The organism is Kitasatospora sp. NPDC048662 (genome assembly GCF_055587065.1).
This window is the reverse complement of sequence record NZ_JBVJHA010000008.1, coordinates 22,896-35,856: the sequence shown is the minus strand read 5'-3', so window position 1 is coordinate 35,856 and position 12,961 is coordinate 22,896. Positions and strand designations below refer to the sequence as shown.

Annotated in this window: 12 protein-coding genes and 1 tRNA gene; 7 read left to right on the top strand and 6 right to left on the bottom strand. The window is 72.5% G+C overall.

From position 1 onward, the window contains the following. Positions 1-16: 16 nt before the first annotated feature. From ACZ6R9_RS22110 to ACZ6R9_RS22095, 4 genes are all read left to right on the top strand, one after another. Positions 17-1,459, top strand: coding sequence for an FHA domain-containing protein (locus ACZ6R9_RS22110; protein ID WP_465539807.1), 1,443 nt, complete (start codon positions 17-19; stop codon positions 1,457-1,459). 165 nt (positions 1,460-1,624) lie between these two features. Continuing rightward, positions 1,625-2,542, top strand: a complete 918-nt coding sequence (locus tag ACZ6R9_RS22105; RefSeq protein ID WP_380485590.1) for an ABC transporter ATP-binding protein — start codon at positions 1,625-1,627, stop codon at positions 2,540-2,542. Then, the gene (locus ACZ6R9_RS22100) at positions 2,539-3,672 is read left to right on the top strand and encodes an ABC transporter permease (protein ID WP_465539805.1); all 1,134 of its coding nucleotides are present in this window, start codon (positions 2,539-2,541) and stop codon (positions 3,670-3,672) included. Before ACZ6R9_RS22105 ends, ACZ6R9_RS22100 begins: the two co-directional genes overlap by 4 nt. A 125-nt stretch (positions 3,673-3,797) precedes the next feature. Beyond that, entirely contained in the window at positions 3,798-4,196 is a 399-nt protein-coding gene (locus tag ACZ6R9_RS22095; protein WP_465540064.1) for a globin, read from the top strand. Positions 4,197-4,299: 103 nt separating this feature from the next. Here ACZ6R9_RS22095 and ACZ6R9_RS22090 read toward each other — a convergent pair whose 3' ends face one another. The 5 genes from ACZ6R9_RS22090 to ACZ6R9_RS22070 form a co-directional block, all read right to left on the bottom strand. Then, complete coding sequence (locus ACZ6R9_RS22090) at positions 4,300-4,992, bottom strand: DUF8010 domain-containing protein (RefSeq protein WP_465539803.1); 693 nt, start codon at positions 4,990-4,992, stop codon at positions 4,300-4,302. Positions 4,993-5,050: 58 nt separating this feature from the next. Further along, complete coding sequence (locus ACZ6R9_RS22085; RefSeq protein WP_380485595.1) at positions 5,051-5,494, bottom strand: acyl-CoA thioesterase; 444 nt, start codon at positions 5,492-5,494, stop codon at positions 5,051-5,053. 102 nt (positions 5,495-5,596) lie between these two features. Further along, a complete protein-coding gene (gene ettA, locus ACZ6R9_RS22080; RefSeq protein ID WP_380485597.1) occupies positions 5,597-7,261 on the bottom strand; it encodes an energy-dependent translational throttle protein EttA in 1,665 nt (554 codons plus the stop codon). A gap of 223 nt (positions 7,262-7,484) precedes the next feature. Further along, positions 7,485-8,900 (bottom strand): Cys-Gln thioester bond-forming surface protein, encoded by a 1,416-nt coding sequence (locus tag ACZ6R9_RS22075; protein ID WP_465539801.1) that lies wholly within the window; start codon positions 8,898-8,900, stop codon positions 7,485-7,487. 272 nt (positions 8,901-9,172) lie between these two features. Further along, complete coding sequence (locus tag ACZ6R9_RS22070; RefSeq protein WP_465539799.1) at positions 9,173-9,805, bottom strand: single-stranded DNA-binding protein; 633 nt, start codon at positions 9,803-9,805, stop codon at positions 9,173-9,175. A 613-nt stretch (positions 9,806-10,418) separates the two neighbouring features. On the opposite strand from ACZ6R9_RS22070, the gene ACZ6R9_RS22065 reads away from it, so the two are divergent. Next, positions 10,419-10,491: transfer RNA gene (locus ACZ6R9_RS22065), tRNA-Arg, on the top strand. Positions 10,492-10,649: 158 nt separating this feature from the next. On the opposite strand, the gene ACZ6R9_RS22060 is transcribed toward ACZ6R9_RS22065, so the two are convergent. Beyond that, complete coding sequence (locus ACZ6R9_RS22060; RefSeq protein ID WP_380485603.1) at positions 10,650-11,282, bottom strand: TetR/AcrR family transcriptional regulator; 633 nt, start codon at positions 11,280-11,282, stop codon at positions 10,650-10,652. Between the two features lie 59 nt (positions 11,283-11,341). Between ACZ6R9_RS22060 and ACZ6R9_RS22055 the strand changes: the two genes are divergently transcribed. Next, positions 11,342-11,899 (top strand): GNAT family N-acetyltransferase, encoded by a 558-nt coding sequence (locus ACZ6R9_RS22055; protein WP_465539797.1) that lies wholly within the window; start codon positions 11,342-11,344, stop codon positions 11,897-11,899. Positions 11,900-11,976: 77 nt separating this feature from the next. Then, complete coding sequence (locus ACZ6R9_RS22050) at positions 11,977-12,801, top strand: enoyl-CoA hydratase/isomerase family protein (protein WP_465539795.1); 825 nt, start codon at positions 11,977-11,979, stop codon at positions 12,799-12,801. Positions 12,802-12,961: the final 160 nt, after the last annotated feature.

Here is a 12,961-nt window from a genome sequence, read left to right as displayed (position 1 = left end):
CTACTGCGGATTCCCGATGACCCCGCCGCCCGGGCTGGCGATCCCCGGGTTCCCGGCCGCCGCCGCACAGCCCGGCGGCCCCGGCGCGCCCGCCGCCGCGCCCGCCCCGCCGCAGGCCCCGTACGGCGGCGGATTCCCGCCCGCCGGGCCGGGAAGCACCCCGCCGGGCGGCACCCCGGCCGGGGGCGGCGGCGGTTACTTCGAGCCGCGCCGGCCCGCCACCCCGGCGGGCGGCACGCCCACCGGGCCCGCCGCCGGCGCACCCGGGGCCCCCGGCCCGTACGGCGCCCCGCCGCAGGCGGCCGCCACCTCGGCGCTGGCCACCTGCCCGATCTGCCGCACCCCGCAGACCGGCCGGTACTGCGAGGACTGCGGGTACGACTACAACCTGGCCGTCTCGGCCCGCCCGCCGGGCGGCCCCGCCCCGGCCGGGCACCAGCCGCCGCCCGCGCCGCAGCCCACCGGCGGCCCGCACGGCCGCCCCGAGCCCGGCCGGGCCCCGCAGGGCGCGCCGTCCGCGCAGCACGGCTACGGCTTCCCGCCGCCCGCCGCGCCGCCGGCCGCACCCGCCGGGTTCGAACCGTCCGCGTTCGAGCCGGCCGCGCCCGCGCCCGCCGGATTCGAACGGCCGACGCCGTTCGAACGCCCGCAGCAGCCGTTCGAGCCGCAGAACCCGTACGAGCGGCAGGACTACGAACGGCAGGACTACGAGCGGCCGGGCTACCAGCAGCCCGCGCCCGGCCCGTCCGTGCCGCCGCCCGGCTACCCGGCCGCGCCCGGCGCACCGTCCGCACCTGCCGCGCCCGGCGGCCCGGCCGCGCCCTCGTTCGACAAGCGCCCGCCGGCGGCCTTCCCCGACGGCGACTACGAGCGGCCCGGCCCGGTGTACGCCGAGCCCTCCGGCCCGCAGCCGGGGCAGCCGGGGCAGCCGGGGCAGCAGCAGCGTCCCCCGCAGAACGGCGACGACTTCGGCACCTCGTTCCGGCTGACCCCGCCCGGGCAGCAGGGCCAGCCGGGTCAGCCGGGCCAGCCGCCGGCCGCTCCGCAGCGCACCACCTGGTTCGCCGTGGTGGCCGCCGACCACGACTACTTCAGCGACATGATGACCCGCAGCGGCCCGGAGGCGGCCGGACTGTTCTTCCCGCCGTACACCCAGGAGCGGCGGATCCCGCTGACCGGCCGGGGCCAGCTGCGGATCGGGCGGCGCAGCCAGCAGCGCGGCACCGTGCCGGAGATCGACCTGTCGGTCTCCCCGGAGGACCCGGGCGCCTCGCACCAGCACGCCCTGCTCGCCGAACAGCCGGACGGCAGCTGGGTGGTGGTCGACCAGGACTCCACCAACGGCACCACCCTCAACGGCGGCCCGGACACCCTGCCGCCGCACACCGCGGTCCCGCTGAACGACGGCGACCGCATCCACATCGGCGCCTGGACCACCATCACGGTGCACCGGGCCTGACTTCCGGTCACCCGGTCCGGCCGCTGACAGCGCGTCATCACCGGCCCGGCGGCGGAGCGTTCCTCGCTCCCGCCGCCGGGCCGGTGGCGTGTCCGGCCATCACCGAACGATCAAAATTCGCACAACGGTGCTCGTGGGGAGTGCCGCACCCCCTACGCTCGCCCCATGACTGAAGCAATAACCGCGGACGGGATCCGGAAGCGGTACGGGGATGTCCAGGCTGTCGACGGAGTGTCACTCTCCGTCGGCACTGGCGAGTTCTACGGCCTGCTCGGGCCGAACGGGGCGGGCAAGACCACCACGCTGGAGATCCTGGAGGGCATCCGGGAGGCCGACGAGGGCCGCGTGGAACTGCTCGGCCTGTCGCCGTGGCCGCGCAACAGCAAGCTGCTGCCGCGCATCGGCGTGCAGTTCCAGGCGTCGGCGTTCTTCAACAAGCTGACGGCGCGCGAGACCATCCGCACCTTCGCCTCCTTCTACGGCATCGGCCCGAAGGCAGCCGACGCGATGCTGGAGCGGGTCGGCCTGACCGAGTCCGCGGGCGCGCTGACCGACAAGATGTCCGGCGGCCAGGCGCAGCGCCTGTCCATCGCGTGCGCGCTGGTGCACGACCCGGAGCTGGTCTTCCTCGACGAGCCGACCACCGGCCTCGACCCGCAGGCCCGCCGCAACCTGTGGGACCTGCTGCGCGACATCAACGCCGAGGGCCGCACCGTCGTCCTCACCACGCACTACCTGGACGAGGCGGAGATCCTCTGCGACCGCGTCTCGGTGATGGACCACGGCAAGGTGCTGAAGACCGGCGCGCCCGCCGCCCTGGTCCGCGAGATCGACGACACCGTCCGGATCCGGGTGGAGTCCGGAATGCTGACCGCCGACCGGGCCCGTGAGCTGCTCACCGCCGCGGGCGCCGCGTTCAGCAAGCTGGAGGACGACGGCATCACCCTGGCCCTGTCCACCCACGTGCCCGGGCCGGTGCTCGCCATGCTGGCCGAGGAGAACGCGCTGCGCGGCCTCGAAGTCCGCGGCGCCACCCTGGAGGACGTCTTCCTCCAGCTGACCGGACGGGAGTACCGGGCATGACCGCCACCGACCAGGCCCGCACTTCCCCCGCCTCGCCCGTCTCCGACGGCGGCGGCCCGGAGAAGGCCAACGCCTTCGTCGGACTGTCCCGGGTCATGCTGCTCGGCTTCGTCCGCGACAAGGGCACCCTGTTCTTCACCCTGGCCCTGCCGCTGATGTTCCTGGTGCTGTTCGGCGTCCTCTACAAGGGCGGCGGAACCTCGCACGTCAAGGTCGCCGAAGTCGGCCAGGTCAAGCTGCTGGACGCGCTGAAGGACCAAAAGGACGGCCCGCTGTCCGTCCTGGAGATCACCCCGTTCACCGACGAGAACGCGGCGCTCGCCAAGGTCAAGAAGGGCGACCTGGACGGCCTGGTGACCGAGGGCCCCGACGGCAGGCTGGTGCTCCGCTTCAGCCAGGCCGACCAGGTCAAGGCCGGCACCGTGCAGGGCATCATGAACTCCCTGGTGCAGACCGCCAACCAGCAGGCCTCGCACGCCACCCCCGCCTTCACCTTGGACGCCTCCAAGGTCGAGGACGACTCCACCCAGCCGATCCAGTACCTGACGCCCGGCCTGCTCGCCTACGCGATCGCCATGGGCGCGGTCTACGGCGCCTCCTTCACCCTGGTGACCTGGCGCAAGAAGCGGGTGCTGCGCCGCCTGCGGCTGGCGCCCATCTCGGCGGGCACCATCGTCGGCGCCCGGGTGCTGGTCAGCGTGATCGTGGCGCTCGCCCAGACCGCGCTGTTCCTCACCGTCGCGCAGCTGGACTTCTTCGGCCTGAAGCTCACCGGCAACTGGTGGCTGGTGATCCCGCTGGTGATCTGCGCCACCCTGGCCTTCATGTCGCTGGGCCTGGTCACCGGCTCGCTGGCGAAGTCCGAGGAGTCGGCGAACGGCATGAACCAGCTGATCATCCTGCCGATGTCCTTCCTCGGCGGCGCGTTCATCCCGCTGGACTCCGCGCCGAGCTGGCTGCAGGACATCTCCAAGGCCCTGCCGCTGCGCTACCTGATCAACCCCGCCAAGTCGGTGCTCAGCCAGGGCGGCGGCCTCGCCGAGGCACTCCCCGGCATGGGCATCCTGCTGGGCTTCACCGTGGTGCTGTCCGCCATCGCCTGGCGCTTCTTCAACTGGGACGACGCGTAGCCGCCCCTGCCCGCCCCGCGCCGGGGGCCGTACACCGGGACGTTCGGCGGTGTACGGCCCCCGTCGGCGTCTGCGACCATGGACGGGTGACTGACACCGGGCGCGACACCGCACACGAGGAGACCGTGCAGCCGACGACCGCGGAGGAGGAGCAGAGCTTCTACGACCGCGTCGGCGGCGAGCCGACCTTCCGCCGGCTGGTCCACCTCTTCTACCAGGGCGTCGCCCAGGACGAGTTGCTGCGTCCGATGTACCCGGAGGAGGACCTCGGCCCCGCCGAGGAGCGCTTCGCGCTGTTCCTGATGCAGTACTGGGGCGGCCCGCGTACCTACAGCGAGCACCGCGGCCACCCGCGCCTGCGGATGCGGCACGTCCCGTTCCAGGTCGACCGGGCCGCGCACGACGCCTGGCTGCGGCACATGCGCACCGCCCTCGACCAGCTCGCGCTGCCCGCCGAGGACGAGCACGAGCTGTGGAACTACCTGACGTACGCCGCCGCCGCGATGATCAACACGGCGGGCTGAGCGGGCCGCCCCGGCTCGGCGCAGCGGGCTGAGCGGGCCGCCCTGGCTCGGCGCAGCGGGCTGGCGCCTCTCGGGGCCGCCCCGGCCGGGGCCCCGCCGGGAGCTATCGCAGCGGGCTGAGCCCCAGGCCCGCGCCGGGGGCGCCGCCGGACCGCAGGGCGACCGAGCCGGCGGGGGCGTCCAGCCGCAGCCAGGGGCCGGCGCGGAACGCGTGCAGCGGGGTGCCGGGCCGCAGGAACCCGATCGCGTGGGCGGCGTGCGCGGCCCGCAGCGGCAGGCCCTCGGCGGCGCCCAGCGGCCGGGACCAGATCTCGTCCGCTATCGCGTCCACCGCCTGCCGGCTCCGGTGGTGCTCCGGCACCTCGGCGACGCGCTGCTTGAACTCGGCGACGGCGGTGCGCACTTCGTCCATCACCTGGTCGACCGGCGGTTGCCCGAGCGGCTGCCAGCCGGAGCGCGGCGGCAGCAGGCCGGCCCAGGACGGACCGGTGACCGGGGCGGGCAGTGCCAGGCGGGCGCCCGGCTCGTCCACGGACTCCAGCAACTGCCCGGCGGAGACGGTGAGGTCGGCCGCCGCCGGCTGCCCGGCGAGCCGCACGGTGCGCACCGCGAGTACCGCCGACCCGCCCAGCGGCAGCCGCCCGAACACCGCCAGCACGCCGCCGCCGTCCGCCCCCGGCACCACCTGCAACCGGACCGCGGCGGCCCGGTCGAAGCGCAGCAGCCGCCTCAGGAAGGCCACCAGGTCGGCGGCCTCGCCCTGGTCGGCGAGGTCGAGGCGGGGGTTCGCGGTCACCGGGGTTCAGCTCGATTCGTGAGTGCGGCGGTCTCGGTGCGAGGTCGTCGGACGCCCGTCAGACGGTGCAGTCGGCGGGCTGCTCGTCCATGAAGCGGCTGAGGAACTCCCGCTCCACGGGGCTGATCCGGCGCGGGCGGCCCTCGACGAGGTTGTAGGGGACGACCACGGTGGAGGCCTTGACGTAGACCGTCTCGGTGCCGTCCTCCGCGATGTCCTTGATCTCGTAGGAGACGGTCAGGGAGGCTCCGCCGATCTTCGTCACCCAGGTCTCGATGGTGACCGGCTCAGGGCGGTGCACCAGCGGCCGCTTGTAGTCGATCTCGTGGCGCGCCACCACGGACCCGCCGGCGAACTCCCCGGCCCCGGCCTCGGCGGCCTGGGTGAACATGAAGTCGATCCGGGCCTCCTCCAGGTAGCGCAGGAAGACCACGTTGTTGACGTGACCGAAGGCGTCCATGTCCGACCACCGCAGGGGGCAGGCGTAGATGTGGCGTGCCACGGTGTTCTCCTCACATCAGGTGGACCCGCAGGAAGCCTACGGGCCGCGGCCCGGCAGTCCGCCCCGAGGGGTGGGCTGCCGGGCCGCCGTGCGAACCGCGGATCAGCCGCGGGTCAGCTTCTTGTAGGTCGCGCGGTGCGGGCGGGCCGCATCGGCGCCCAGGCGCTCGATCTTGTTCTTCTCGTAGGACTCGAAGTTGCCCTCGAACCAGAACCACTTGCTGTCGCCCTCGTAGGCGAGGATGTGGGTGGCCACTCGGTCCAGGAACCAGCGGTCGTGGGAGATGACCACGGCGCAGCCGGGGAACTCCAGCAGCGCGTTCTCCAGCGAGGACAGCGTCTCGACGTCGAGGTCGTTGGTCGGCTCGTCGAGGAGCAGCAGGTTGCCGCCCTGCTTGAGGGTGAGCGCCAGGTTGAGGCGGTTGCGCTCACCACCGGACAGCACGCCGGCCGGCTTCTGCTGGTCCGGGCCCTTGAAGCCGAAGGCGGAGACGTACGCGCGGGACGGCATCTCGACCTGGCCGACGTTGATCCAGTCGAGGCCGTCGGAGACGACCTCCCACAGGGTCTTCTTCGGGTCGATGTTGGAGCGGGTCTGGTCGACGTAGCTGATCTTGACGGTCTCGCCGACCTTGACGGTGCCGCTGTCCGGGGTCTCCAGGTCCTGGAGCATCTTGAACAGGGTGGTCTTGCCGGCGCCGTTCGGGCCGATGATGCCGACGATGCCGTTGCGCGGCAGGGTGAAGCTCAGGTCTTCGATCAGCACCTTCTCGCCGAAGGCCTTGTTGAGCTTGTCGACCTCGATGACGACGCTGCCCAGACGCGGGCCCGGCGGGATCTGGATCTCCTCGAAGTCCAGCTTCCGCATCTTGTCGGCCTCGGCCGCCATCTCCTCGTAACGGGCGAGACGGGCCTTGGACTTGGCCTGGCGGCCCTTGGCGTTGGAGCGGACCCACTCCAGCTCTTCCTTGAGCCGCTTGGCGCGCTTGGCGTCCTTCTGGCCCTCGACCTTGAGACGGGTCTGCTTGGTCTCCAGGTAGGTGGAGTAGTTGCCCTCGTACGGGTAGGCGCGGCCGCGGTCGAGCTCGAGGATCCACTCGGCGACGTTGTCCAGGAAGTACCGGTCGTGGGTGACGGCGACGACGGTGCCGGGGTACTTCTCCAGGTGCTGCTCCAGCCAGTTCACCGACTCGGCGTCCAGGTGGTTGGTGGGCTCGTCGAGCAGCAGCAGGTCGGGCTGCTCCAGCAGCAGCTTGCACAGCGCCACGCGGCGCTTCTCGCCACCGGACAGCTTGGTGACCGGCCAGTCACCGGGCGGGCAGCCCAGCGCGTCCATGGCCTGCTCCAGCTGGGCGTCCAAGTCCCAGGCGTTGGCGTGGTCCAGGTCCTCCTGGAGCTTGCCCATCTCTTCGAGCAGCGCGTCCGAGTAGTCGGTCGCCATCAGCTCGGCGATCTCGTTGAACCGGTCGAGCTTGCCCTTGGTCTCCTTGACGCCGTCCTGGACGTTCTCCAGCACGGTCTTCGTCTCGTCCAGCGGCGGCTCCTGCTGGAGCATGCCGACGGTGAAGCCCGGCGAGAGGAAGGCGTCACCGTTGGAGGGCTGGTCCAGACCGGCCATCATCCGCAGCACGGTGGACTTGCCGGCGCCGTTGGGGCCGACGACGCCGATCTTCGCCCCGGGGAGGAAGGAGAGCGTCACGTCGTCAAGGATGACCTTGTCGCCGTGTGCCTTGCGCACCTTGCGCATGGTGTAGATGTATTCCGCCACGTGAGATCGCTCCGGCGTCGTCGTCGAGTAATCGGCTTGCAGCCTTCCATTGTGCCGTAAGGCCGGTGCCGCCCCGAACGCCCTTCGGGGTGCGCGGTGACGGCGGCCTGCCGGGCCGCGGCTGCGGGCGGCCCAGGACGCGAACGGCCCCGCCCCCTGTATGCGGGGGCGGGGCCGTCCCCTCCCCCCGACCGGATGGCCGGGGAGAGGGTCAGCGTGCGGGTCAGGCGCGGCTGTGGCGGCCGCGGCGGCGCAGGGCGTAGACCGCGGCGGCACCGGCGACGACCAGCGCGCCGGCGATCGCGGCGGTGATGCCGGTGCCCATACCACCACCGGTGGAGGCCAGCTCAGGACCGGACGAGCTGGGCTTCGGGGTGGCCGGCGGGGTGGTCGGCGGCAGGCTGACGCTGTCGGTCTTGCAGTTCAGCACCCCGCTGAAGGTCTGCGAGAAGCCGCCCGGGCCGGTGACGGTGAAGTTGTAGGCGGTGTCCTCGGCGACCGGCAGGACGACGTCCTGGGTGGCGCCGGGCTTCACGGTGACGTCCTTGCCGCCGACGGTGAACTTCCAGTCCCGGTCGCCCTTGTTGGAGACGGTGAGGACCAGCGCGCCCTGCGTGCAGTCGACCTTGCCGGTGGCGGCCGGGATCGGGCCGGTGGGCGCCCAGGCGAGGGTGGCGAGGGCGTTGACCTTGACCTTGTTGCTGCCGGCCAGGATCAGCGTCTGGCTGTGCTTGCCGTTCTCGTCGCCGACGAACGCCCGGCCGAGCTTGATGGTGGCGGAGGCGTCCGCGTTGATGGTGGCGGTGCCGGCGTCCGCACCGGCCGGGACCTTCGCGAACAGCTGGTCGCCGTTCTTGGCGGTCTTCACCGTGGCGCCGTTCTTGTCGACCAGGGTGACGCCCGCGTCGGTGCCCTTCTTGTCGAGGGCGACGGCGACGTCGGCGGCACCGCCGCCGGTGGTGACGGTGATCGGGCCGAGCGTCTCGCCGCTCTTGCCGGCCACCGAGCCCGGGTTGAGGGCCAGCGAGGGCTTGGGCTCCTCGGCGCCGCCCTTGGCGTCGGCCTGGGCTATCAGCCAGGCGGTGAGCTGCTTGGCCTTCGGGAAGTCGTTGCTCTGCCTGGTCGCGACGTTCGGGTCGGAGAAGTGCCAGATCGCCACCTGGGTGGCCGCGGCGGCGTCGTCCTTGGTCAGACCGTCGATCCCGGACGCCTTGGAGAGCGCGGCCTCGTCGATGTTCGGGAAGGAGTTCTCGAGGATCCACTGGATCTTCGGGCCGGCCTTGGCCTTGACCTTCTCCGGCTGGGAGAGCGAGGTGGAGGCCCAGTCGGTCTCGTGGTACGTGGCGTTCTTGAGCGTGTCGTTGAGCAGGTCGATGCAGTAGACGTCCAGGGTGCTCTCGGTGCCGACCACACCGAGGGTGAACTGTCCTGCGGGGATGGCCAGCCAGTGGCCGGGGCTCACCTCGTGTTCGATCTTCTCGCCGTAGCGGACGCCGCCCTGCAGCTTCCCGGTCACTCCCGAGTGGCCGTCGGCCGCGGCGGCGGTGCCGGTGGCGAGCAGCCCCGACCCGACGACAAGACCGGACGCGAGCATGACAGCAACGATGCGGGAGACAGCCCGCCCCTGCTTGTGGAACATGTGCGATCCCTCCGGGCGGCGACGTGCCGGTGGCAACCCGCCCCCTGCAAAGCGGCAACCCCCTGTGGCGCCGCTGCACGTGTGTGGACCAGACGCATCCTATTGACGCCGCCCGGGCGCTCGGCGCCCGTAGCAAATCAGGACGATATCGTGGCTGTTTCGTTATCAAGGAGCAGTCTGCCAGCGGGAGTTGATGAGTCGACATAAAGCCATGGACCGCCGCCGCGGCAATCAGGATTGCACCGATCGGTGCCTCAGGTGCCCAGAATCCGTCAGTTCAGAACCTCCTCCGTCACATCCGAACCCCCCGGCCCCGCGGACCCGGCGATCCCACCCGTCGGGCCGCCCGCCGCACCACCGGCCGCACCGGCCGCGGCCGCCGCCGCATCCGCCTCCCGACGGGCCGCCACCGCTTTGACGATCCATTCCGGCACCGCCTCCTCCACCAGCCGCACCGCCCGCGATCCGCCCCGGGCCGGGCCGGTCGGCCACTCGGCCGCCGAACTGCCCTGCACCACAGCCGTTCTGGCCTCCGCTGCCCGGGCCTCCACCGCACGTTTGAAGACCGCGGTGCCGCGGGTGAGATCGTGCCCCACCGCGCGGGCGTCGATCTCCACCTCGGTGCGCCGACTGCTCTCCTCCCCCCATTCGCGCACCCGCAGCCGCCCGCTCACCACCAGCGGGTCTCCCTTGGTGACCGAACTGACCACATTGACGGCGAGCCGCCGCCAGGCCACCACCGTCACCCAGGTGGTCTCACCGTCCGACCAATCCCCGCGCTCCCGGTCGTAGCGCCGCTCGGTGGCGGCCAGTCGGAAGCTGGCAACGGCCACGCCGCCGGCCGTCTCCCGGTACGTCACATTCGAGGCCGCATTGCCGACCATCGTCACCAGCGCGCCGTCCATTCCCCTGACTCCGTTCTCCGGCCGCCGCACCGGCCGAACCGCTTTTCGCCGACGGTATTTCCGCCGCGGACAGATCCTCCGCCCATCGGCGAATTCGGACCAGCAACTTCGCCTCCCCTGTGGAAAACTCGGCCCTGTGGAAAACCTCGATAACTCGGGAGAGTGAAATGTCGGTGATTTCCTGTTCGGAATCGATCACTTGAAGTGACAAGCTGGAGGCGTGTCCACGACAAATCACGCCGTGCACCCACTGGACACCCGTACGCCACCGCCGAAACCCCGAACGGGCGGACGTCAACTCGCCCCGTCCATGTCATCCGCCGGAACGAACCCCTAAACACGCCCCCACCCGCGGGCCGGTTCGGGGGATTGCCGCGCCGAATGCATAACGGGTGGGGAGACAGCCCCGTAACGACTGCACAACGTCCGGCTCCAGGACGCCACAGGACGCTGCGCACCACGGCACTACCTGCGATTATCGGACCGCCCCGTGGAGGCCGACACACCCCTGTCCGGTCTTCCAAGTCCAGGTGGCGGAACTGAACACCCGTATCCTGTCCCGGAACATCCCGTCCGGCGCCCAGGCCCGGCAAGCGGGCCGACGTCACACCCGGCCCCCATAGCTCAGCGGATAGAGCACCCGCCTTCTAAGCGGTAGGTCGCAGGTTCGAATCCTGCTGGGGGCACACCACACTCCGGCGACCCGTCGAGGAGCCCCACCCCCGCCCCGGCCAGTCCGGTCGGCCCCCGGTCGGCCCAGGCCGACCTCCGCCAGTCCCCACCCCGCGCCGGCCAGTCCCGGTCTGCCCCACCAGTCCCCCGCCAGTCCCTGCCCGGCCCCCGGTCAGCCCCCGGCCGGGCCCGGCCCCTCCCCCGCCACCAGGCCGGCCAGGAACCCGTCCAGCAGCGCGCGTTGGCGCTCCGGCGGGAATTCGGCGGGCGCGAACAGCGCCTGCACCACCAGTCCGAGCGCGAAGGACTGGGCCAGCGCGGCAAGGTCCGCGGCCGGCCGGTCGGTGGGGAGTTCGCCCCGTTCCTGGGCCTCGGCGCACAGCTCGGTCATCCGCCGCCGGCTGCGGCGGTAGCGCTCAGCGTGTTCGGCGGTCAGTTCGGGGTCGGTGAGCGCGACGTCCCAGGAGCCGACCCAGATCCGGTTGCCGGCCGCGCCCGCGCCGTCCAGCGGCAGGATGTCGAGCAGGGCGGCGCGCAGCACGGTCAGGCCGCGGGCGGTGGCGGCTTCGGCGGTGGCGGGGCGGTGGCGTTCGGCGGACTGCCGGTCGAGGACGTCCAGTGCGTGTGCGACCAGGGCCCGCTTGTTGGGGAAGTAGTGGGTGAGCAGCCCGGTGGAGGCGCCGAGTTCGGCGGCCACGGCGCGCAGGGTGAGTCCGCCGAAGCCGCGGGCGGCGAGTACCCGCCAGACCGCCTCGGAGACGTCCCGGCGGCGGGCTTCATGGTCTCCGCGAGCGGGTGGTGTCATCGCGCTAGGGTACCTACCAAACGTTTGTTATGTATGTCGGAACACCGGAGGGGCCGCCCATGTACACCGTCGCACTCGCCGAGAACGCCGAGCTCCGCCCGCTGGAGCCGTGGCAGGCCGAGGAGTTCCTGGCGCACATGGACCGCGCCCGGGCCACCGTCGACCCGTTCATCCCGTGGGCCGCCTCCAGCACCGACCTGGCGTCGGCCCGCGCGACCCTGCAGCGGTACGCCGACAAGCAGGCCGGCGACACCGGCCGGATCTACGGGATCTGGCTCGACGGCACCCTGGTCGGCGGGACGATGTTCGTCCACTTCGACGCCAAGGGCGGGGTGTGCGAGATCGGCGTGTGGTCGGAGCCGGCCGGCCGGGGCCGCGGGCTGGTCACCGAGGCGGTCCGGCACCTGCTGGACTACGCGCTGCTGGAGCGCGGCCTGTACCGCGCCGAGTGGTGGAACTCCACGGTGAACCCGCGCAGCCGGGCGACCGCCCAGCGCCTGGGCATGACCCTGGACGGGACGCTGCGCAAGTACACCGAGCACCGCGGCGAGCGCCTGGACCTGGAGATCTGGTCGATGCTGGCGCCGGAGTGGCGGGCGGCCCGCCAGGCGGCTTGATCCGGATCACATGGCCCGCACCCGGCGCGCTGTGGAAGGCTGACGCCCGCCCCTTCCCCAGCGTCCCGGAGGCCGTGATGTCCGCGAGCACCGATCCGCTCGACCGCCCCGGCCCCGGGGACACCGAGTTGCCGACCGAGGTGGCGGGCCTGCGCTGCTGGGTGGGCGCGGACCGGGTGGCGACGGTGCTGCTGGACCGGCCGGAGCGCCGCAACGCGGTGACCGGCGCCATGTGGCGGGCGCTGCCGGGCCTGCTGGCCGAGCTGGGTACCCGCACCGACGTGCGGGCGCTGCTTCTGACCGGCGCGGAGGGCACCTTCTCGGCCGGTGCGGACATCGCCGAACTCGCCGAGGTGTACGCCGATCCGGCCGCCGCGGACGCCTACCACGCGTTGAACGTGGCGGCCGAGGAGGCGCTGGCGGCCTTCCCGCGCCCGACGCTGGCGGTGATCCGGGGCGCCTGCGTGGGCGGCGGCTGCCAGCTGGCGGTCGCCTGCGACCTGCGGTTCGCCGCCGAGGACGCCCGGCTCGGCATCACCCCGGCCAAGCTGGGCGTGGTGTACCCGGCGGTGCCGACGCTGCGGCTGGCCGCGCTGGTCGGCCCGGCCCGGGCCAAGTACCTGCTGTTCTCCGGCACGCTCGTCCCGGCCGCCCGCGCGGAGCTCTTCGGCCTGCTGGACGAGGTCGTCCCGGCCGGCGAACTCGACTCCCGGGCGCGGGAGTTCGCCCGCCTGCTGACCCATCGTTCGCCGCAGACGATCGGCGCGGTGAAGGCGGCGCTGGCCGTCGCCCCGGCGGACGCGGCGGCCGCCCTGGAGCCCTGGGAGCGCGCTTCCCGCACGGCGCCGGACGTCCGTGAGGGCCTGGCGGCGTTCCTGGAGCGCCGCGAGCCGAGTTTCTGATCGGCGCACAGCGGCCCGCCGGTGCCGCCCGATTTCCGATGGTCCGATCGCCACACCGCGAGTCCGGCCCATTCGGAGGAGCAGCATGTCCGCCCCCGCCGTCGAGACCGCCCGGGCCTGCCGAATCAGCGACGGCGTGGAGCCGAAGAACGTGATCATC